Source organism: Pseudoalteromonas sp. NSLLW218 (genome assembly GCF_015864775.1).
In the GTDB taxonomy this organism is placed as follows: Bacteria; Pseudomonadota; Gammaproteobacteria; order Enterobacterales; family Alteromonadaceae; genus Pseudoalteromonas.
On the sequence record NZ_JADYWO010000001.1, the window covers coordinates 86626 to 108208 of the forward strand.

Below are 21583 nucleotides of genomic sequence, written 5' to 3' on the forward strand. Positions count from 1 at the left end.
AGCCAAGCATGCTTAAATTAACTGTTAATTTGGACGAGCGAAGTTATCCTATTTATATTGGGCAATCTGCACTTCAAGATAATGGCCGCCTGGTTCACCACATTGGTGATTGTCGGCCTATCATCATTACTAATGACACAATAGCGCCTTTATATTTGCAAAGGTTACTTGATTCATTAGCTGATCTAAATCCGCTATCTTTTATTATTCCTGACGGTGAGCAATATAAATCACTGGAATGGTTTGAAAAAATATCAGCATTTTTACTACAAAATAACTGTGGCCGAGATACGTGTCTAATTGCGTTAGGTGGTGGTGTTGTAGGTGACCTAACTGGTTTTGTAGCGGCTTGTTATCAGCGCGGCGTACCGTTTATTCAAATACCAACGACAGTGCTTTCACAGGTTGATTCATCGGTAGGTGGAAAAACGGCAGTAAATCATCCGTTAGGTAAAAATATGATAGGGGCATTTTATCAGCCTCAAGCGGTTTTTATTGATACGCAAACATTACACACTCTACCTGCACGAGAGTTTGCAGCAGGTATGGCTGAGGTAATTAAGTATGGTCTGATTTACGATACCGAATTATTTGAATATTTAGAGCTAAATGTAGCTAATTTGCAGCAACTAGATGAAGCATGCTTACAGCATATCATTTTTAGATGTTGTGAAATAAAAGCGCTTATAGTTGCTCAAGATGAAAAAGAACACGGCTTACGAGCTTTGTTAAACCTAGGCCATACATTTGCCCATGCAATTGAGGCACAGATGGGTTATGGCGTTTGGTTACACGGCGAAGCTGTTGCAACAGGAATGGTATTAGCAGCCAAACTTGCCAAGACACGCCAAGATTTAAGCGCAAGCGAAGTTGATCGAATTATTAAGCTGCTTGAGCTATATAATTTACCAACAGAAATTCCAAAGCAAATGACTAGCGAGCAGTTTTTAACGCATATGCGTAAAGACAAAAAGAATAAAAAAGGCACTATCCGCTTTATTCTACCTACCCAATTTGGCCAGTGTGCATTAGTTGATAATGTATCTGATGATCAAGTTAGAGACTTAATCGAGCAGTAAATGCAGTCACAAATTTTACCAAGCCGTGCGGCTTTGGTGGATAGAATCGCACTGCAATTTGAGTACGGGCAAAATTTAATTGTTTTACTTGGCACTTCTGGGCTAGGTAAAAGTTATATGCTCGAAACCTTCATTACAGATAAATACAACGACTTTAATAAAGCCTTCGTGCAAGTAAGTGCACAAATGACTGACGCTCAGCTAATGAGTGAGTTATTAGAACAAAGCTTTAACTCTCCCCTGATCGATCATAACTTAAGTTTACCTGAAAACTATTACCAGTTGCTCCAGCAACAACCATGTGGGCCATGTTTATGGGTACTTGATGGCGGTAGGCAATTATCTGATGAGATGTTAATTGAGCTTGAGTTACTTTCTAAGAACAGCCCAAATACGCTATATATAATAATAGCTTCACAGTCTAAGCTGCCTTTAAACAACGCTGTTGAAATTTACTTGGAGCCGCTAACGCTTCGAGAAAGTAAGATGTTATTACAATGGTATTTTTCAGACTTACCTTATGATGAAGACCCTGTTTTTAGTACTTTTTTAGCTGAGGCTCACGGTAATCCCAGTTTATTGCTTGCTTGGCAACCTAGTGAGCACATAGCCGATATTATCGTAAAGGACAAAGTATCTTGGCGATTGCACCTATTGATTTTGATGTTGCTGATTATGCTTTTAATTATTGGTCTGCTTTATAAGTCGGATATGACACAGTGGTGGCAACAGTATTATCAGCAGGAAGAAACACAAGTCGTAAATACAGCAATATCTGTAGAGCAAGTAAGTGAGCCGGTTATAAAGAAAAATGACTCAGTAGCGAGCCTAAATAAACCAAAAGTAGTTGAGCAACCTGTTAAGCTAGAACGCGAACACATTAATGATGTGCCTGCGATCATGCAAAGCCTTACCGAGTCTGCCAACTCCGTTAACGTACTAGACAGTGATGTTGATGTTAGTACTAATAATAAAAGCAGTGTATCAAGTGAGGTTAAATCTGAAGCTCTAAAAGTAAATACAGCAGAGCAAACTCAGAGTAGCCAAGATAATATATGGTACATGCAGCAAACAGATACAAATAGTGTTATTCAATTATTAGCCGTAACTCAGCAGGAAGTTAGCGATAGCTTTATTGCTCAATTCAATCTACAGCAGCAAACTCATACTTACCAAACGAAGCGAAATAATAAAATATGGTGGGTTGTTACATTTGGTAGTTTTGGAAGTATAAACGAAGCAAAATCAGCAATGGATACTTTATCTGCTGGGGTTAAAAAAAATAAACCTTTCTATAAAAAAATTAGTAAAATAAAGCAAGAAATAGCACTCGTAGATCAGTAAAACACACTATTTTAGTGTAAAATCGCGCAACACCAGATTGAAGTAAAGAGCCAATGCAACAAAAGAGTAGAGCCTTCCTTAAATGGGCCGGCGGAAAATACAGCCTAGTTGAAAACATTAATGCGCGATTAAACCAAGCTAGCAAGCATGCTGATACGTTGGTTGAACCTTTTGTTGGTGCAGGCTCTGTGTTTTTAAATAGTGACTTTAAACACTATATTCTCAACGATATAAATGCAGACTTAATTAACTTATACAAAGAGCTTAAAAGCTCCCCGGATGAGCTCATTAGTGATGCTAAAAAGTTATTTGTTGATTTGAATAATCACGCAGATGCTTATTACGAATATCGTGTGCAGTTTAATCAAAGCCGTGATGTATATGAACGTTCAATATTGTTTTTATACATGAACCGCCATGGTTACAACGGACTGTGCAGATATAACCTAAAAGGTATTTTTAATGTGCCTTTTGGTAAATATAAAAAGCCTTATTTTCCTGAAAAAGAAATGTATTTTTTTGCTGAAAAAGCACAAAAAGCAACCTTCACCTGTTTAGATTACGATGACGTTTTTAAGTTAGTGCCTAACAATGCTGTTATTTATTGCGACCCGCCTTATGTACCATTAAGTAAAACAGCTTCTTTTACGTCTTACGCTAAAGGGGGGTTTAATTTAGATGATCAGGCTAATTTGGCTAATTTGGCTGAGAAGGCTGCCTTTGAAAATGATACACCAGTACTCATTTCCAATCACGATACCGTATGGACTCGAAAAATTTATAGCCAAGCATCACTTGACCAAATTCAAGTAAAGCGCACTATTAGCCCCAAAGGTGGCTCTAGAAATAAAGTTGACGAGTTGATGGCTATGTATCTAGCACCCAAGCAACCACTGCGTAAATTGCGATAACAAAAGCAATAAATAGTACAATCGCAATTAGGATGATAGAGATAGGAGAGTGTTGTTTAAAATCGACTTGGCGTTTATTTTCAGATTGAACACCAAAAAATGCTGCTAGCACACTTTGCAACGCACTAAAAAGTTGCAGCATTATTTAAAATAAAGGTTTTAAAGATGGAGTGTTTTTAGAATCTTCTGAGCTAGTAAGTAGCTCTAGTAAATCGAGGTAATGAAACTGAGCACTACGGCTATCGCCAGTTAACCATGAAAACCACGATGACTCTTCTTCAACTTTAATACACGTAGTTAATGTGTTTTGAACACTTACCACTTGTGTATTATGACAATTACCCACTGAGCTTAATTCTTGCTCAGAGCTTGAACCAAAGCTAAACGCCCCGATAAGCAGTAATGCCGACGCAATTAATATCCCAGTTTTAAAAGCACGCATGATGAAATCCAATAATTTGTTACTTTTTTAATCATAGCAAATATTGATTAAATATCAAACTTAAAGTTACCTGAAATAGGGGCTATTACGCCATATTACTTGGGTAACATCTTCAATTAAGTTACATTAACGCAATACACTATTTATTGATGGAGTTAATCATGTTTAACCCAGAGCAAAAATATTTAATAGCCCCTTCTATTTTGTCTGCTGACTTTGCAAAGTTAGGCGAAGATGTTGATAAAGTTCTCGATGCGGGCGCTGACGTGGTTCATTTTGATGTAATGGATAATCACTATGTACCTAATCTCACAATTGGTCCTATGGTGTGTAAAGCACTCAGAGATTACGGCATTACAGCACCTATCGATGTGCATTTAATGGTTAAGCCTGTAGATAGTCTTATTCCATTATTTGCAGAGGCGGGTGCATCAATTATTACCTTTCATCCTGAAGCCAGTGAGCATGTTGACCGTACAATACAGTTAATTAAAGATCACGGCTGTAAAGCAGGCTTAGTGTTTAATCCAGCAACAAGCCTAAGCTATTTAGACCATGTTATTGATAAGCTCGATACCATTTTGCTAATGTCGGTAAACCCAGGTTTTGGTGGGCAAAGTTTTATCCCTCATACGCTTGAAAAATTACGCCAAGCAAAACAGCGTATTATTGAATCAGGTCGAGAAATTCGCTTAGAGGTTGATGGGGGTATTAAAGTCGATAATATTGCAGCAGCAGCACAAGCGGGTGCTGATATGTTTGTTGCAGGTTCAGCTATTTTTAATCAACCAGATTACAAGGTTGTGATTGATCAAATGCGTAAACAGCTTGGAAGTGTTAAGTAATGAAGTACGATGTCGCCTTATTTGATTTAGATGGTACCTTGGTTGATAGTGTTTACGACTTGTATATTGCTATTAATTTAACCTTGAGTGGTCTTGCTTTCCCTATTGTTAGCCAACGCTTGGTGGAAAGTTGGGTCGGTAATGGTGTTGAAGTCCTCGTTAAACGTGCTTTGAGTGGCGATATGCAAGTGAGTGAACATCTAGATGAGTCACTTAGTGGTAAAGCAATATTAGAGTTTTATAAGCACTATGAACAACAAGTTGGTGAGTATAGTGTTTTTACCAACATGTAGAAACAGGGCTTGCAGCACTTCGTGGTATGCCTAAAGCATTAATCACTAATAAGTCTCGAATATTTACAGAAAAATTACTCGATAAACTGGCACTAACGAGTCATTTTGATGTGATTGTATGTGGTGACGACATGGCAAAAAAACCATCGCCAGAGCCATTGCTATTTGCCTGCAAAAAACTAAATGTTCAGCCTAATAAAGCAATAATGATAGGTGATTCTAAAAGCGATATACTTGCAGCTAAAGCCGCGAATATAGACGTAATTGCACTTAGTTATGGCTATAACCAAGGTGAAAATCTTGAGGATTATAATCCACAGTACCTATGCGATCACTTCTTAGATATAATACCTGTTCTAACGCAGCGTTAAATATTATTAATTAAGCCAAATAAAGGAAAATCATGAGTAAACCAGTAGTTTTAAGCGGCATTCAGCCAACCGGTGGTATGACAATAGGCAACTATGTTGGCGCTATTAACCAGTGGCTAAAGTTACAGGAAGACCACGAAAGTTTCTTTATGTTAGTAGACTTACACGCTATTACAGTTCGCCAAGAGCCTGAATTACTGCGCTCTCGAGTGTTGGATGGTATTGCTCTTTACGCGGCATGTGGCATTGACCCTGAAAAATCTGCTTTATTTGTACAATCACAAGTACCTGAGCACGCACAGTTAGCGTGGGTATTAAATTGTTACGCGCAAATGGGTGAGCTTAATCGAATGACTCAGTTTAAAGACAAGTCATCTAAGCATGCAAATAACGTAAACGTAGGCTTATTTTCATATCCGGTATTGCAAGCTGCGGATATTTTATTATATCAAGCTGATCAAGTACCCGTCGGTGAAGATCAAAAGCAACACTTAGAGCTGACTCGCGATATAGCAACACGCTTTAATAATTTATACGGCGACGTATTTAAATTACCAGAGCCGTACATTCCTGAGTTTGGTGCACGCGTAATGAGCTTGCAAGATCCACTTAAAAAGATGTCTAAGTCTGACGAAAACCCAAATGGTTACATTATGTTATTAGATGAGCCTAAACAAATTGTGAAGAAGCTTAAAAAAGCAGTAACTGATTCAGACGAACAAGCACGTATTTACTTTGATCGCAGCGAGAAGCCTGGTGTATCAAACTTGCTTACTTTATTAAGTGTTGCAACTAAGCGCTCAATAGAAGACCTAGTGCCTGAGTATGAAGATAAAATGTATGGCCATTTAAAGAAAGATACAGCTGATGCAGTTGTAAACATGATTGAGCCAATTCAAGCTCGCTTTAAAGAGATCAGAGAAGATCAAAACCTACTTAATAGCATAATGAAATCAGGTGCTGAAAAAGCCAGTGTACGTGCTGAGAAAACATTAAAATCGGTATACGATGCGCTTGGTTTTATTCCTCGCGGGTAAGTTTATTACAATAAAAAAATGCCGCTTGTTAGCGGCATTTTTTATATAGCACATATCAACATGATAGACCCAAATAGAAACAGTAGCGATATCGCTAGTTTGTCTGTTTTATCCATTATTCAGCCCCTCTTACTGTTATATCCGCCGTGCTATCAACACTGACTAAAGAAACGCTGTAGCCTTTGTTTTCAAGTAAGGTAAGTAAACTATCTTGTCCTGCAAGGTGCCCAACTCCAACAAGTACAAACTCATTTTTGTCGTTGTTAAACATGGCTTCTACTTTTGGTAACCAATCATTATTTCTATCTGTAATGAGTTGTTTATAGCTATTCGGATCATTTTTCTGCATACCTTCAAGTGCCACTTTATTCAGTGTGTCTGTATCACCTTTGCGCCAGGCAGCTAAAAGTCCTTTAAACATATCGCCATAGTTGTGAAGCTCAGCTAAGTTACGTTTAATGAAATCGTTTTCGTTGCCTTGACCCATTGTTTTATAAAGCTCTAACTGAAATTCCATTGTTTCTAAGTAATTTTTTGTTTTGTTATCTTCAGTCGCTTTTTTAGTAAAATAAGCATCAACCCCTTCACCCATTAAGTTTTGCTTTTGAAGCTCCATCGACATTAAAACAATACTCACCATAGCAGGACGAAAACCATCTAACTTAGCTAGGTTAGCGCCAAACTCGCTAAGCTTATTTTCAAGTGAAGCTTTAACCTGGGGTTCTAGCTTTTGACTCAACGTTTCGTTATTTGTATACGATAGCGCACCTAGCATTTGCATTTGTGCATTGGTGTCGGCTGGATCAGGTAACGGTGCTTCTAAAATAATTGTATCTGCTTGTTCATAAGCATGGTTAAACTCAGCGGGCAGTGGCATTTCAGCTTTAGGTAGTATGTGAACTGTACCGCCAATAAATAGTGAGTCATTGCCATTACTTACTTTCCAAACAGAACTTTGAGCCTGTGCTGTATTTGCTAAAAGGCTGCAACTAAGTAATACGCTGGCAGATACTAATTTTTTTGTGAACTTTTTCATGATAATTCCTTAATATAACTTTTAATTTTATTGTTTTTAGTTCGATAACAGATTGCTGAAATATGCAGTAATTGACGATGTTACCTTTGAAAGATTTTTATCAATTTGCGAGTTTATTTTGCTCATTGAAGAGTCAAGCTCAGCTGATATTTGTTCATCCAGTGAAGAAAGTAACGTTTGTGTATCAACATTATTTTTTAAAGACTCAGAAGCGTCTATTTTGTTTGTTTTTTGTAGTTTTTGATTAGCAGGGTTAATTGCCTTTATGCTTTCACCAATCATGCATTTCTCAAAATTATTTTGAACGGTGTCTTGTTTAGTGTCAGCTGCTATAACTGAAGTAGTATTAAAAGCAGTTGCTAGTAGTAAAGCCGGTAGTACTTTTTTCATTGTGCTGTTCATAATTAAACCTTTTATATTTTTAAATGCAGCCAATTTAGAATCACAAATGATTTTTTACTAAGCTGCTTGTTGATGACGGTTTAAAGAATATCGCTGAATTTATTAAGAGTCGCTTATCTAGTTATGAGCAATTAATAGATAAGATTTTAAAGCTAAATAATTCTTTTAATTTAGTATGTTAGCTTTAAACCTTATAATGCTAATATAAGGTTTAAAATGCTTTTCTATAAAATAAAGTATAGATGTGATACGGTTTATAAAAATAAAAATACGTAAAGACTATGAATTATCAAATCGGACCTTGGCAATTTATTAGTAATCGCTGTGTGATTACTTCAAACCATTTAGAAAGGGAATTAGATCCACTTTTAGTAAAGTTATTACTCCACTTTATAGATAAGCCTCAACAAATCGTTTCCCGCCAAGAGCTTATTGAGAGTGTGTGGCAACAGAGCTTTGTTGATGATAATGCGATTAACCGTGCAATCTCAGAGTTAAGAAAGCAGCTTGCCCACCCAATTGAAAAAGCACCGCTTTTAAAAACGCATTACCGTAAAGGGTATAGCCTAACAGTAATACCTGAACGTTTAACGCAAGCAAATGTTTCTAAAGAGTCTACAAATATTTTTCCTGACTCAACGGGTATTTCTGCCAAAAATGAAGAAGTAGCTACTGCAACTATTTCGCAACCGGTTCAAAGAAAGAATAGTAAAAAGTTTTTGATTTATTCTTTATTCGTCATTATTTGCCTGTGCTTTTTAATATGGTTTGGGTTGTTTTTTATTAATGCACCTTCTAGTGAAAAGATTAAACAGATCACGGTTAATAAGGTAGCAAGCACGTGGAATATAGGCAGTGAGGTTCACCCTGAGATGTCTTCAGATAAACAATATTTAGCTTATACAAATGTTGAACCTGAAAATGACGTAATGCATGCATTTGTAAAGCGACTATCTGATCAAAGGGAAGTTGAAATTACCTATCCTGGCTTTCAAGTATCTATTTTATCGTGGCAGTTAAATCAGCGCTCTGTGTTGTTACAAGCGACCAACTTAAAGCAGCAAAAGTGTGAAATGGTACTCGTCGATTTAAGCCAATTTCCTGTTATAGGAGAGGCTACCTTAATTAAAAAGTGTGACCTTAGATACACAGGTTATGCGCAAGTAGACGAAAGTGGTGAGCATATTTATTACACCGAATATAAAAATGAGCATGAGGGTTCAGGTTTATATAAATATGATTTAGAACTTAAAAAAGAATTCATAGTGATCCCACCACCAGGCGTCATGTATGGCGTAATCATGCCTCGCTTATCTCATTCTGGTAGTAAAATAGCATATGTACTTAGTCAAAAGGGTAAGCCTTTTTCTGTATTTAGTTACAACTTTGAAACCCATGAAACTAAGCGGTTATTTAAAGCAAAGAAAAGCGTAATTAGCTTCGCGTTTGACTGGCTTGCAGACGATAAAGGCGTGATCGTTTTTGAAGGCTCTGAGCTTTCAACCATAGTGTTTGATAAAAATAATATTATTAAGCGCACACTAACGGTTACCCCAGCAATTTCACCTTATTATATTGCAGTTCAATCTGCTAATAGCCTTTTTTACTCAGCAAATAAAACACAAGCATTTTCGTTAATTAAAGCGACTAATCTTTTTAGCGATGCTCCTGAGTATGAAGCACTCTACAAAAGTGATGAAGACGACTACATCATTGCAGAAGTAATTAATGAGAAAGGACCAGCGCATATTTTTGTATCCGAGCGCTCTGGCAGCAGTCAGTTGTGGTTATCTCAAAACGGACTTACAAAGCAGCTTAGTAACTTTACTTATGAAGGGAAATCTAACTTTGCTATTGGTGGACTAAGGGTATCGAGTAAGCAAGATCGGGTTTTATTAAGAGTTAATAGTGATATTGCATTTTTTGACGTTATGTCGAACAAGCTCTATACCATAGCTGAGTTTAAAGGGCGAAAGATACTAAACTATGTATGGTCTAAAGATAATGAAAGTATAATTTATTTAGAGCGAAGCGGTTCAGAAAATCTATTTGGTCAGTTTAATTTATTAACGCGAGACACAACTATATTAGAGGATATTAAAGCCAATAAATTAATTTCAGGTGCTGACGGTACTAACTATGCAATTACTAATAATCAGTTAATTAAATTATCAAATAAACAGAATTGGGAATTGCCTAAAGACGCGCGACAAGCACAAATTTTTGCCATTAATGGAAATTACCTTTACTACTCTGATGCAATTTCAAGAGTTGCTCGGCTTAATTTAGAAGATAAAACAGTACAAGATGTACATGTGGATTTTAAACCTATCGCATTTTTTATTAGTGATAACAATCATATTTTCTTTACAGCATCAAAATATAAAGACATGCAAATAATACAGATAAGTTGGAACGACTAGGGCCTGTTTATCTTTCGAAGTTAAATTTGCAGCGGTGTGTTGTTTTTCTTTAATAGCATTTTCGATTTTGTCTAAATGAGAATTTTTTAACACAGGTAGCGACACGTTTAGACCCGCAAAATGATTAAGTATTATTGCGGATTGGTATTATGTTGATAAATGAAAAGTTAGAGCAAAAAAATAGCGAGAAGTGAGTCTTCTCGCCATTTTTAATTAAGTGTAATCTCGACGGTTAAATAACTTTAATGCCGATTGATTTGTCACAACTTAACCTCTATTTATTTAATAGAGGTTTTAAGTAATGCCCTGTATGTGAACGCTCACATTCGGCTACTTCTTCTGGTGTGCCTGCAATGAGTATTTCACCACCGCCAGCACCGCCTTCAGGTCCTAAATCGATAACCCAGTCTGCTGTTTTAATAACATCGAGGTTGTGCTCAATAACAACAATTGTATTGCCGTGATCGCGCAGACGATGAAGTACAACAAGCAGCTGTTCAATATCAGCAAAGTGTAAGCCTGTTGTTGGTTCATCTAATATGTAGAGCGTTTTACCTGTATCACGCTTTGATAGCTCGCGCGCTAATTTTACACGTTGCGCCTCACCACCTGAAAGAGTAGTAGCGGCTTGTCCTAAACGAACATACGATAAACCGACGTCCATCAGCGTTTTAAGTTTACGGGCAATAGCCGGTATTTTATCAAAGTAATCATGAGCGTCTTCAACAGTCATCTCAAGCACTTGGTGTATGTTTTTACCTTTGTATTGTACTTCGAGCGTTTCGCGGTTATAGCGTTTGCTCTTACATACATCACACGGTACATACACATCAGGCAAAAAGTGCATTTCAACTTTAATTAAGCCGTCACCTTGGCACGCTTCACAGCGTCCGCCTTTAACGTTAAAGCTAAAGCGACCTACTTTGTAGCCACGTGAGCGCGCTTCTTGCGTACCTGCAAATAACTCACGAATGCCGGTAAATATACCTGTGTAGGTTGCCGGGTTTGAACGCGGAGTACGACCAATCGGGCTTTGGTCAATATCGATCACTTTATCAAAATGATCTAAACCGCTAATTGATTTATACGGTGCCGCTTCGGCTGTTGTTGCGCCATTTAACTCTGTATGAGCAAGTTTAAATAAAGTGTCGTTTATTAGCGTTGATTTACCCGAACCCGATACACCTGTCACACAGGTCATTAAACCAAATGGAATTTTTAAATCTACATTTTTAAGATTGTTACCCGTTGCGCCAAATAGCTCCAACCACTTGTCGTTCGTTGGATGACGTTCTTTTGGTATTTCTATTCTACGTACGCCAGATAAAAATTGGCCCGTAACAGACTCTTTGCTTGCTAAAATATCGTCGCGTGTACCTTGAGCAATAATATGCCCACCATGAACGCCCGCGCCTGGGCCAATATCAATAATATGGTCAGCGGCACGAATAGCATCTTCATCGTGCTCTACTACAATAACGGTGTTACCTAAGTCGCGTAAATGGACCAGTGTTTGTAGCAAGCGGTCGTTATCGCGTTGATGTAATCCAATAGATGGCTCATCTAGTACGTACATTACACCTACAAGACCGGCACCAATTTGACTGGCTAAGCGGATACGCTGAGCCTCACCACCTGATAGTGTGTCAGCACTGCGCTCAAGTGATAAGTAATTTAGGCCAACGTTAATTAAAAACGATAAACGGTCGCGAATTTCTTTTAGTATTTTTTCAGCTATTTGGCCTTTTTGTCCGGTTAGCGTTAACCCTTCAAAAAATTCCATAGCTTCACCAATACTCATGCACGTGATTGCAGGTAAGTTGGTTTGCCCAATAAATACATTTCGAGATTCTTCGCGTAAACGCGAGCCATTACAGCTAGGACATGCTTGGCTTGTTTGGTATTTAGCAAGTTCTTCGCGTACAGAGTTTGACTCGGTCTCGCGGTAGCGGCGATTCATGTTATTTAAAACGCCTTCAAACTCATGATTACGCGTAATTAAATCGCCACGGTCGTTACGGTAATTAAACGCAATTTTAGTGCTACCAGAGCCATCTAAAATAATTTTTTTCGAGTCGCTGTCTAAATCTTGATAAGGTACATCTAAATCAAAATTGTAATGATCCGCAACGGCTTGTAGCATTTGATAGTAATAAAAGCTTCGTTTATCCCAGCCTTTAATTGCACCGCCAGCAAGGCTTAACTCTGGGTTATGCACTACGCGATTAGGATCAAAATATTGACGTATACCTAAACCATCACAGGTTTGGCACGCACCAGCAGGGTTATTAAACGAAAACAAACGCGGTTCTAGTTCAGTCATTGCATAGCCACAAGTAGGGCAGGCAAAATTTGCTGAAAATAGAATTTCTTCAGCGCTGCTATCATCCATGTATGCTACATGTGCCACGCCATTAGACATTTCAAGTGCGGTTTCGAACGATTCTGCTAGGCGTTGTTGTAAGCCATCTTTTACTTTAAATCTGTCTACAACTACTTCTATAGTATGTTTTTTATGAAGCTCAAGTGTTGGTGGATCAGACAAGTCACATACTTCACCATCTATACGGGCGCGAATATAACCTTGGCTCGATAGCTGTTCTAATAACTTAACATGCTCACCTTTACGCTCTTTTACTATAGGCGCAAGCAGCATTAATTTACTGCCCTCAGGCAGTGCCAAAACAGTATCTACCATTTGGCTCACTGTTTGCGCAGCAAGTGGTAAATCATGTGTAGGACATCGTGGTTCGCCAACGCGGGCAAACATAAGTCGTAAATAATCGTAAATTTCGGTAATAGTACCCACCGTAGAGCGTGGGTTGTGAGACGTTGATTTTTGCTCAATAGAAATTGCAGGAGAGAGGCCTTCGATGTGATCTACATCAGGCTTTTCCATAAGCGATAAAAATTGTCTTGCATACGCAGAGAGTGATTCAACATACCGGCGTTGTCCTTCGGCATAAAGTGTATCAAATGCAAGTGATGACTTCCCCGAACCAGATAGACCAGTAATAACTATTAATTTATCACGTGGGATGGTTAGGCTGATGTCTTTTAAATTATGCGTACGGGCGCCTCGGACTTCAATGTTTTCCATGCTATCTCGTTTATTACCAAAATTATTTACTCAGTATCGCATAATACGAAGCAATATTAATCCTTGATCAATGAAAAATCCTTACTTATAGGCGATTAATTATTGCCAAGCTTATGGTAGAATCCCAACCTCAATTTTTCATAGAGTAAGATCACGCAGATAATGACCGCATCTTCACTTAATTCACGAGAAAAACGCGCCGCAGTATCGCTGGCGAGTGTGTTTGCATTTAGAATGCTCGGCTTGTTTATGCTGATGCCTGTATTGGCTATTTATGGACAATCGCTTGAAGGTTTTTCGCCTATTTGGATTGGTTTTGCCATTGGTGCGTATGGTTTAACGCAAGCCGTATTGCAAATACCTATGGGTCGCTTATCCGATAAAATTGGTCGTAAAAAGGTTATTGTTGGTGGCTTAGTCGTATTTGCTATTGGCTCTGTAGTTGCTGCATTAGCTGACTCTATTCAAATGGTTACCGTAGGCCGCGCTCTACAAGGTATGGGCGCAATAGCCAGTGCGCTACTTGCGTTTGCCTCAGATTTAAGCCGCGATGAGCAGCGACCAAAAGTAATGGCCGTTATTGGTATGAGCATAGGAATGAGCTTTGCCTTTGCTATGCTACTTGGGCCAATTGTCGCAGCTTCGTGGGGTATTGCGGGTGTATTTTGGTTGACTGCTATTTTAGCTGTTTTTGGTATATTTATAGTGACCATGCTAGTGCCAAATGCGGTAAATAAAGCACCCAAAGGTGATACATTAGCAAGCTTTAGTGATATTAAAAAACTAATTAAACATCCGCAGTTAGCACGATTAAATGCTGGTGTGTTGCTACTGCATTTAACACTAACCACTATATTTGTCGTACTGCCGAGTCAGTTAATTAAAGATGGCTTGGTTGCAGACCATCACTGGTATTTATATATTCCAGTGCTATTTTTAGCATTCTTATTAATGGTACCAATAATGATTGTGGCCATTAAAAAAGAGAAAGAAAAACAAGCATTTATTGGCTCAGTAGCCTTGTTAACTATTAGTATGTTAGCAATGTCGGTATGGGTTAATAGTGTAGTAGGCATTGCTGTGTGTATGCTGCTTTATTTTGTGGCGTTTAACTTTTTAGAGGCCACTATGCCTGCGCTTGTATCGCGAATAGCACCTGCAAGCCAAAAAGGTTCAGCAATGGGTGGCTACTCATCTAGTCAGTTTTTAGGCGCCTTTTTAGGCGGTATGTTAGGTGGTTATGTAGCACAAACGACAACGACGCAAGCTGTGTTTGCGGCAGCGGCACTTGTTGGGTTAATATGGCTTATTATTGCGTGGAAAATGCAAGTCCCACCCAAAAGTAAAGTTATTAGTTTAATGACCAAATTAGATTCTGAAGAGCATGCTCAAACACTTGCTTCTCAGTTAGTTGCTTTACCTGGCGTAATAGAAGCAACTGTGGTTCGCGATGAAAGTCGCAGCTATTTAAAGATTAATGATAAAGAATTTGACCTAGACCAAGCGCGTAAAGTCGCTGGTTTAATCTAACATTTATAGGAGATGGTTCCATGGCACGCGGTGTGAACAAAGTAATTTTGGTTGGTAATTTAGGGCAAGATCCTGAAGTTCGTTATATGCCTAACGGTAACGGTGTAGCAAATATTACCTTAGCAACTTCGGATAGCTATAAAGATAAAAACACTGGCCAAATGGTTGATAAAACTGAGTGGCATCGTGTTGTATTCTTTGGCAAATTAGCTGAAATTGTTGGTGAATATTGTCGTAAAGGTTCACAAATTTATGTTGAAGGTAAACTTCAAACACGTAAGTGGACCGATCAACAAGGCCAAGAAAAATACACAACTGAAATTGTAGTTGACGGATTTACAGGTCAAATGCAAATGCTTGGCGCACGCGGTGGCGATCAGCAAAGCGGTGGTTATCAAGGTAATCAAGGCGGCCAACAAGGTGGTGGTTACCAAGGTAATCAGCCGCAAGGTGGCCAACAAAGTGGTGGTTACGGTCAAAATAACCAAGGTCAAGGCGCACAGCAAGGTGGCTATAATCCACAGCAACAAGCCGCACCAGCAGCACAACCAAAACCGGCTCCAGCACCACAGCAGCAAAGTAATCAATATCAGCCTCAAGGTGGTTATGCACCACAGCAAAAAAGTGCACCACAACAGCAAGGTGGCTTCGCTCCTAAACCGCAAAACGCCCCGCAAGGTGGTGCATCAAACCCAATGGAACCGACCATTGATTTTGACGACGATATCCCGTTCTAGTGTCCCAACCTTTACAGTGTAAAGATTTATTACAGAAAAGCCCCGTTCATACTGGGCTTTTTTATACGGGTTGTTTAGTGAGGACACCCAAGAACTATCAATGAATATCGTCATTAAGCAATAAAATGAAATAGTATTAGTAAGCATGTTAAATTATGGTGAAGTTTACATTAACTTTAATTGATATATATATCGTTAACACTTACCATTAAAAGACTTTTACCTTGATTACACAATGAGAAACATGAAAACTAATATCTTATTTTTATTTCTTGTTTTTCTATTTTTGAGTCCAATTTCAAACGCTCAATCTTCTTCAAATGTCACTCATGTTTTATTTATAAATTCAACAAACCAAGATATGCCTTGGCACAAAAGTGTTGATTCTGGACTACGTAAAAAACTTATAGAACGTTCTTTTAGTTATGAACTCTTCGTTGAAAATATGGATGTAAACCGCTTTGATGAAGCAAATCAAAAACAGTTAATGAAGGACTACCTTAAGCAAAAATATAAAAATAAGCATATAGATATCATTGTTACTCAGTCGCCTTCTGCAGCTGTACTTTTATCGCAATTAGATGATTTTTTTATAAATGCTCCAAGAATATATTTAGAACCAGGCGCTCAATTTAGTTTACCTGAAAGCACCAATGGAGCAGTGATCCAAGCTAAATTAGACTACGCGCAAGCAACAGCAAGCGCTGTTAATTTAATGAAGCCTAAAAAATTAATCGTTATATTAGATACAAAAAATGATATTGGGATGAGCTTTTATCGAGGGCTATTTTCGGTTATTAACCGTGACTTTTCGTATTTAGACGTAGAAAAGTGGTTTGATCTTTCAATGCCAGAGCTACTCACTAGAATAAAAAATGCGCCAGATGATTCAATTATATTGTTTACACCCATTTTCAGGTATTACGATAATAAATCTCTTAGCCCTTATCAGCTAGTAGAGCGATTAGCTGAAGCAAGTTCAGCGCCCGTTTTTAGTTATTGGGAGGTACTATTAGGTTCAGGTGTTGTTGGTGGGTATGTGTTGTCGGGTGAAAAAATAGGCGCACGTATTGCCGATTCGATAATTTTATACAATGAAAATAAAAGCCTAAGTGCAATCAGTGGTGAAGAACTAAGTGTTTATGCTTACGATTGGCGTCAATTAAACAAGTTCGATATAGCTTCACAAAGCTTGCCAGAAAAGTCGATTATATCTTATTACGAGCCAACCTATTTTGAGCAAAATAAAACATTGATTTACAGCGCTACTGCGATTATCTGTATTCTTAGCAGCTTTTTAGTTTTCGTATTGTTTTTAAATCAACGCCGAATCCAACTTTTAAAAGAGCTTGATGAAGAAAAGCAAAGATTAGAGTCTCGCGTTGATCAGCGTACTGAAGAACTGTTGCAAGCCAAAGATGAGGCCGAAAAGCTGACATCCGCTAAGTCTGAATTTTTAGCAAATATGAGTCATGAAATTAGAACGCCTATGAGTGGGATTATTGGCTTAACCAACATTTTGCTCGAAAAAGGTTTGCCTGGGGAATATGAGCATTATTTAAATAAAATTAAATATTCTTCAGATCAACTCCTTGTAGTTATTAACGATATTTTAGATTTTTCAAAAATTGAGTCTGGAAACATTAACCTTGAAGAATTTCCTTTCTCTGTAAATTCGGTTGTTGACTACATCAAAGCAACTTTTGATGAGCTAGCTCAAAGCAAAGGGATCACATTTGATATTGTCATTGGTGAAGAGGTCAAACTCAATTTAATTGGTGATGTAGTTCGAATAAACCAAGTACTGCTAAATTTATGCTCTAACGCAATTAAATTTACTACACAGGGCTTTGTCTCGGTATTAATAGAATCAAAAAGATCATTAGCCGATCCTAAGAGTGTTTGTTTGTATTTTATTGTTAAAGATTCAGGTATTGGCATTGCCGAGCAAAGCCTTGCCGATTTATTTGAATCTTTTACTCAAGCTGACAGCTCTACAACTAGGAAGTTTGGCGGCACAGGTTTAGGCTTAACTATAAGTAAGCGTTTATGCCAATCGATGGGGGGAGATATAACGGTAAAAAGCACTCAAGGTGTAGGTAGTGAATTTATAGCTTCAATTAAGGTGAAACTGAATAACCAAGCGTTAATTGATGATACTCCTAACCTAACTTTTACTGATGCGTTTGAAGTACTAATTGTAGATGATAATGAAGATGATCTTAAGGTAATTGAAAATCAGCTAACGGCTATGGGGCTAGCATGTACGGCCTGTCAATCTGCTAAACAAGCTATTGATATTATTGAACACAATAAAGAGAAATTTAAAGTTATTATTGTCGACTGGGCAATGCCATCAATGAGTAGCGAAACTTTTTTAATACGCATTTTTAATATTAACCCTCAACTTTATGCCAACACGATTGTGCTTATAATGAGTGACGAAAGTTTACTAAATAATGGAGCCAAAAAAGTAAGTATAAAAACTATTTTGCAGAAACCTGTATACACAAGTGTTTTGTATGAGGCGATTGAAAGTAAAGTAGTAGGCTCTCTGAATGAAGTGCCTGTGGTAAATGCAGTAAGTGAAAAGCCGCTAGCAGGTATCAAAATATTAGTTGTGGAAGATAACTCGATCAATAAACTAATAGTTACAAACATACTAGAAAATGCGGATGCTCAAATTTATTTGGTCGACAATGGACTAGAATGTATTCAAGCCGTGAAATCCCAATCGTACGATATTATTTTGATGGATATTCATATGCCTATTATGGATGGGGTTGAGGCAAGTAAAATTATTCGTAACGATAGTGATAAAGCAATCGCAAATATTCCAATAATTGCTTTAACAGCTAATGTTATGAAAGATGATATTACACGATACTTATCCATTGGCATGAACGCCCATGTTGCAAAGCCTATTAAAGCTAAAAATTTACGTGAAACTATAATCCGCTGTTTAAATAACTGAGCCGTTAAAGTGATTTAATAATTATCTATATTAAGTACCTATCGTAATATCGTCCGTTGGCTTGAGCCTATTTTGGATAACTTAAAAAGACAATTCATAAAATAGAATTTTCCTCACCGGTTGCTATATGAAATCTCATACATCCTTTTCCCATATGTTTATTTCAGCAAAGGTTGAATTATCAATGTCAGAAGTTAGTGAGTTGGGCACTATAAACAAAGCACACAGCTTCGCTGCACATAGTACAAGCAAAACGCGCTTAAGCTTGAGGATTCAATTTAATCTATTTATAAAATAAAGGGCATAGTTGTTTGTTTGTGTAAGTTCTCGTTTATCTGAGTGTTTTTTGTTTAGCACTATTAATTAACGTTTAAACTTAGTTTATAGCCTTGTACTTCTATAGATATTGAACAACACTTTAGTTAATAATTTAACGAGTGGCAGGCTATGCAAAAGAGTAAAATCTGGCTTTTCAAGTACTTCAAAGGTATCTCTTTTGTCTTATTTTTAATGATACTTATTAGTTTTAATTTTATTTTAAATGATGCATTACATCAAAAAGTTCATGCTTCTGGGCAGCAGTTCGTTAAACACGTTTACGAGCTGAATTTATCTCCTTCTATAAACAATGAAGTGTTGGCTGCATTGGCTAAAAGTGAAGGTTTTATGTTGGAAGTGCCAAAGCCTGCAGAGCATTTTAAGCATTTAGTGAATATAGAGCGCGAAGTTTTTTCTTACAAAACATTAAATTTGAGCCTCTATCACTATCCTGCTTGGGTAACACAAAGTTACTTATTTATATTGCTAAACTTGATCATATTAGGCGCCGCTGGCTGGTCTTATCGCTGGTGGGGGTTATTGAATGTAAGTCGTAAAATTACGCCCAAAAATACAATGATACAACCTACTAAAATTATTAAACAAAAACAAAATAAAATACGATTAATTAAACAAGTAAAAAAATGCGAATTAAGTTCGTTGTATGGGGTTAATAGAGCATCACATAGCTTATTTTTACTCATTGAATGTGACTTTGACAAGAAAACCGATAAAGAAGCTATTTTTAAAGTGTTAATCACTAGAAAATTGACTGAATTTAAAGATGTGTCGGTAAAAATACTAAATTCCAGTTACTTGGCCGTCACCTTGCCACATATTCCTACTCCCGAGTTAGACAGCTACGTTGAAAAGCTTCATCAAAGCGTGTTTTTACTATGCCAAAATTATCAAAAAAGTATGACTCATAAAAACATTAAAATAGGTGCGTGCGACTATCGATTAGGCGCAGATAAAATTGCGGTTTATCAGTTAGCAAAATCAGCACTTATGCTATCGCAAAACAGCTCAGTCCAGCACTCTCACCGCTTAGCGTTAAATTACTGTCAAGAAAAACCACTTTCTAGTAAGCAAGTTATCGAAAATATTAAAAAGAATAAATTTATATTATTCTTCCAGCCTTTATTTGAGCTCTCTAGCGGGGAAATTTTAGAACATGAAGCTCTTATCAGGGTTAGGCATAGCCAACTTGGTTTACTAGCTGCTCGTTATTTTATTAATCAGGTTTATAGTAATCAAGACGCTTTAATATTAGATAAAGCAGTAATAACACAAGTTAAAAAGCTAATGCTGAGTGAATCTTCGGCCTTAACAGTTAGTGTAAATCTACACCCTAAAAATTGGTTTAATAATGTATTTTGGGAATGGTTACCTAGTCAAATAGCAGAGCTTAAATTAAGTACTAAATTACAATTTGAAATAAGTGAGGCTGAGTTTTCTACTCATAGAGAATCGATAACTAATGCACTTAATGTAATTAAAAAAAGCAGTTCACAAGTTGTGATTGATAATGTAAAAAGTAGTGAGAAAGTAGCTGTATTAGCTAATTATAACCAAGTATGCGGGCTTAAATTATCATACGAACTAATTCATTTATTAAATGAAAAAACTCAAAATCAAAGGCAAATAAAAAAGATAGTCGAAGCCGCAAACCTTTTAAATTTACCTGTATATGCCGTTGGTGTAGAAACTCAAAAAGAGTTGTTTACGCTTGCCAAATTGGGAGTGGTGGGAGCTCAAGGGTTTTACTTTTCAGAGCCACTTCAAGAGTTTACGCAAGCGGTATTTAATTAAATTAACCCTCTATATTTAAGTCCATTCAAGCCCTGAAGCCCGCCAGTATGAACCGCAATAATTTTACTCCCAGATGGGAAATAATCTTGCTCGATAAGTTGCCACAATGCATACATCATTTTTCCGCTATAAATAGGCTCAAGCGGTAGATTATGTGTGCGACTCATATCTTGGCAAAACTGCCATAACTCAGGTGAAAACTTACCATAGCCACCACCATGAAACTCTGTGAGTAACTGCCAGTTGTTTTGATTATTAGCTTTAGCGCTCAGCTTTTTTATTTCTTCATTTAAATAATTAGCTTGTTTTAATACTGCTACACCAATCACTTGTGTTGTTGAAGCACTGCCTTCTATTAATCCAGCAAGCGTGCCACCACTACCGGTAGGGCACACTAAGTAGTTATGCTCAGGTAAGCTTTGTACTAACTCTTTACATCCTAATAAGGCGTGCTCGTTTGTACCACCTTCAGGAATAATATAAGCATTTGGAAAGCGCTCTTGCAGAGCATTAAGGTAATCGGTGTCGTGGCGTTTTCGATACTCTATACGATTAACTACATGTAGGTTCATACCACAATGTTTTGCAAATTGGATTGTTGGGTTGTTGTTATCCAGTTCAGGTCCGCGAATAATCGCGCGAGTTTTTATATTAAATTCTTTTCCGGCAGCTGCGCAGGCGTGAATATGATTTGAGAACGCGCCACCAAAAGTCAGAAGTTCTGTTTTATTTATCTTTTGCATATACGCTAAATTGTATTTTAATTTACGCCATTTATTGCCACTTATTAGCGGATGGAGTAAATCATCACGTTTTATACCTAAACAAATATTTCTCTTTTTTAGAAACGAGCTATCTAATTGTTGAATATAGTTATTTTCATCTATTTTGAATGTTTCATGCATTTTATTGGTTTTCAATTTGGCAAA

Annotated in this window: 16 protein-coding genes and 1 pseudogene; 11 read left to right on the forward strand and 6 right to left on the reverse strand. The window is 37.4% G+C overall.

Features of this window, described 5'->3' with window-relative positions; genetic code table 11:
- Positions 1 to 8 precede the first annotated feature (8 nt).
- From aroB to I6E80_RS00365, 3 genes are read left to right on the forward strand one after another with little or no spacing between them, the layout of a single operon-like run.
- Positions 9 to 1079 carry a 3-dehydroquinate synthase gene (gene aroB / locus I6E80_RS00355; RefSeq protein ID WP_024598071.1) on the forward strand — a complete coding sequence of 357 codons (1071 nt, stop codon included), beginning with the start codon at positions 9 to 11 and terminating at the stop codon, positions 1077 to 1079.
- Entirely contained in the window at positions 1080 to 2423 is a 1344-nt protein-coding gene (locus I6E80_RS00360) for an AAA family ATPase (RefSeq protein WP_197184506.1), read from the forward strand.
- 53 nt (positions 2424 to 2476) lie between these two features.
- Positions 2477 to 3334, forward strand: coding sequence for a Dam family site-specific DNA-(adenine-N6)-methyltransferase (locus tag I6E80_RS00365; RefSeq protein ID WP_024589888.1), 858 nt, complete (start codon positions 2477 to 2479; stop codon positions 3332 to 3334).
- Here I6E80_RS00365 and I6E80_RS00370 read toward each other — a convergent pair.
- Positions 3291 to 3476: a DUF2970 domain-containing protein gene (locus I6E80_RS00370; RefSeq protein ID WP_076915754.1), complete on the reverse strand. Its 186-nt coding sequence runs from the start codon at positions 3474 to 3476 to the stop codon at positions 3291 to 3293. The two genes, I6E80_RS00365 and I6E80_RS00370, sit on opposite strands and share 44 nt — an antisense overlap.
- A 3-nt stretch (positions 3477 to 3479) precedes the next feature.
- Positions 3480 to 3776: a hypothetical protein gene (locus I6E80_RS00375; protein WP_024598069.1), complete on the reverse strand. Its 297-nt coding sequence runs from the start codon at positions 3774 to 3776 to the stop codon at positions 3480 to 3482.
- 161 nt (positions 3777 to 3937) lie between these two features.
- On the opposite strand from I6E80_RS00375, the gene rpe reads away from it, so the two are divergent.
- The 3 genes and pseudogenes from rpe to trpS all read left to right on the forward strand — a co-directional run bounded on the left by rpe (position 3938) and on the right by trpS (position 6322).
- Positions 3938 to 4621 (forward strand): ribulose-phosphate 3-epimerase, encoded by a 684-nt coding sequence (gene rpe / locus I6E80_RS00380; RefSeq protein WP_024598068.1) that lies wholly within the window; start codon positions 3938 to 3940, stop codon positions 4619 to 4621.
- Positions 4621 to 5285: pseudogene (locus I6E80_RS00385) on the forward strand (phosphoglycolate phosphatase). Before rpe ends, I6E80_RS00385 begins: the two are co-directional and overlap by 1 nt.
- A 32-nt stretch (positions 5286 to 5317) precedes the next feature.
- A complete protein-coding gene (gene trpS, locus I6E80_RS00390) occupies positions 5318 to 6322 on the forward strand; it encodes a tryptophan--tRNA ligase (RefSeq protein ID WP_024598066.1) in 1005 nt (334 codons plus the stop codon).
- A 115-nt stretch (positions 6323 to 6437) separates the two neighbouring features.
- Here the strand turns inward: trpS and I6E80_RS00395 are convergent, their stop codons facing one another.
- Positions 6438 to 7358, reverse strand: a complete 921-nt coding sequence (locus I6E80_RS00395) for a TraB/GumN family protein (protein WP_076925378.1) — start codon at positions 7356 to 7358, stop codon at positions 6438 to 6440.
- 36 nt (positions 7359 to 7394) lie between these two features.
- Positions 7395 to 7760, reverse strand: coding sequence for a hypothetical protein (locus tag I6E80_RS00400; protein WP_182696186.1), 366 nt, complete (start codon positions 7758 to 7760; stop codon positions 7395 to 7397).
- Between the two features lie 281 nt (positions 7761 to 8041).
- Between I6E80_RS00400 and I6E80_RS00405 the strand changes: the two genes are divergently transcribed.
- Entirely contained in the window at positions 8042 to 10183 is a 2142-nt protein-coding gene (locus tag I6E80_RS00405) for a transcriptional regulator (protein WP_197184507.1), read from the forward strand.
- Between the two features lie 274 nt (positions 10184 to 10457).
- Here the strand turns inward: I6E80_RS00405 and uvrA are convergent, their stop codons facing one another.
- Complete coding sequence (gene uvrA / locus I6E80_RS00410) at positions 10458 to 13283, reverse strand: excinuclease ABC subunit UvrA (protein ID WP_170072570.1); 2826 nt, start codon at positions 13281 to 13283, stop codon at positions 10458 to 10460.
- A gap of 162 nt (positions 13284 to 13445) precedes the next feature.
- On the opposite strand from uvrA, the gene I6E80_RS00415 reads away from it, so the two are divergent.
- The 4 genes from I6E80_RS00415 to I6E80_RS00430 all read left to right on the forward strand — a co-directional run bounded on the left by I6E80_RS00415 (position 13446) and on the right by I6E80_RS00430 (position 20654).
- On the forward strand, positions 13446 to 14813 hold the full coding sequence (locus tag I6E80_RS00415) for an MFS transporter (RefSeq protein WP_010553785.1): 1368 nt from the start codon (positions 13446 to 13448) through the stop codon (positions 14811 to 14813).
- A gap of 20 nt (positions 14814 to 14833) precedes the next feature.
- Entirely contained in the window at positions 14834 to 15550 is a 717-nt protein-coding gene (gene ssb / locus I6E80_RS00420) for a single-stranded DNA-binding protein (RefSeq protein WP_024598062.1), read from the forward strand.
- 244 nt (positions 15551 to 15794) lie between these two features.
- Positions 15795 to 18524, forward strand: coding sequence for a response regulator (locus tag I6E80_RS00425; protein ID WP_197184508.1), 2730 nt, complete (start codon positions 15795 to 15797; stop codon positions 18522 to 18524).
- Between the two features lie 510 nt (positions 18525 to 19034).
- A complete protein-coding gene (locus I6E80_RS00430) occupies positions 19035 to 20654 on the forward strand; it encodes an EAL domain-containing protein (protein WP_197184509.1) in 1620 nt (539 codons plus the stop codon).
- Here I6E80_RS00430 and I6E80_RS00435 read toward each other — a convergent pair.
- Positions 20651 to 21559: a 1-aminocyclopropane-1-carboxylate deaminase/D-cysteine desulfhydrase gene (locus tag I6E80_RS00435; protein ID WP_197184510.1), complete on the reverse strand. Its 909-nt coding sequence runs from the start codon at positions 21557 to 21559 to the stop codon at positions 20651 to 20653. The two genes, I6E80_RS00430 and I6E80_RS00435, sit on opposite strands and share 4 nt — an antisense overlap.
- Between the last annotated feature and the right edge of the window lie 24 nt (positions 21560 to 21583).

What these genes read in the sequence shown, in the direction of transcription:
- aroB (WP_024598071.1), top strand. Translation starts at nt 9, where the DNA reads ATGCTTAAATTAACTGTTAATTTGGACGAGCGAAGTTATCCTATTTAT.
- I6E80_RS00360 (WP_197184506.1), top strand. Translation starts at nt 1,080, where the DNA reads ATGCAGTCACAAATTTTACCAAGCCGTGCGGCTTTGGTGGATAGAATC.
- I6E80_RS00365 (WP_024589888.1), top strand. Translation starts at nt 2,477, where the DNA reads ATGCAACAAAAGAGTAGAGCCTTCCTTAAATGGGCCGGCGGAAAATAC.
- I6E80_RS00370 (WP_076915754.1), bottom strand. Translation starts at nt 3,476, where the DNA reads ATGCTGCAACTTTTTAGTGCGTTGCAAAGTGTGCTAGCAGCATTTTTT.
- I6E80_RS00375 (WP_024598069.1), bottom strand. Translation starts at nt 3,776, where the DNA reads ATGCGTGCTTTTAAAACTGGGATATTAATTGCGTCGGCATTACTGCTT.
- rpe (WP_024598068.1), top strand. Translation starts at nt 3,938, where the DNA reads ATGTTTAACCCAGAGCAAAAATATTTAATAGCCCCTTCTATTTTGTCT.
- trpS (WP_024598066.1), top strand. Translation starts at nt 5,318, where the DNA reads ATGAGTAAACCAGTAGTTTTAAGCGGCATTCAGCCAACCGGTGGTATG.
- I6E80_RS00395 (WP_076925378.1), bottom strand. Translation starts at nt 7,358, where the DNA reads ATGAAAAAGTTCACAAAAAAATTAGTATCTGCCAGCGTATTACTTAGT.
- I6E80_RS00400 (WP_182696186.1), bottom strand. Translation starts at nt 7,760, where the DNA reads ATGAACAGCACAATGAAAAAAGTACTACCGGCTTTACTACTAGCAACT.
- I6E80_RS00405 (WP_197184507.1), top strand. Translation starts at nt 8,042, where the DNA reads ATGAATTATCAAATCGGACCTTGGCAATTTATTAGTAATCGCTGTGTG.
- uvrA (WP_170072570.1), bottom strand. Translation starts at nt 13,283, where the DNA reads ATGGAAAACATTGAAGTCCGAGGCGCCCGTACGCATAATTTAAAAGAC.
- I6E80_RS00415 (WP_010553785.1), top strand. Translation starts at nt 13,446, where the DNA reads ATGACCGCATCTTCACTTAATTCACGAGAAAAACGCGCCGCAGTATCG.
- ssb (WP_024598062.1), top strand. Translation starts at nt 14,834, where the DNA reads ATGGCACGCGGTGTGAACAAAGTAATTTTGGTTGGTAATTTAGGGCAA.
- I6E80_RS00425 (WP_197184508.1), top strand. Translation starts at nt 15,795, where the DNA reads ATGAAAACTAATATCTTATTTTTATTTCTTGTTTTTCTATTTTTGAGT.
- I6E80_RS00430 (WP_197184509.1), top strand. Translation starts at nt 19,035, where the DNA reads ATGATACTTATTAGTTTTAATTTTATTTTAAATGATGCATTACATCAA.
- I6E80_RS00435 (WP_197184510.1), bottom strand. Translation starts at nt 21,559, where the DNA reads ATGCATGAAACATTCAAAATAGATGAAAATAACTATATTCAACAATTA.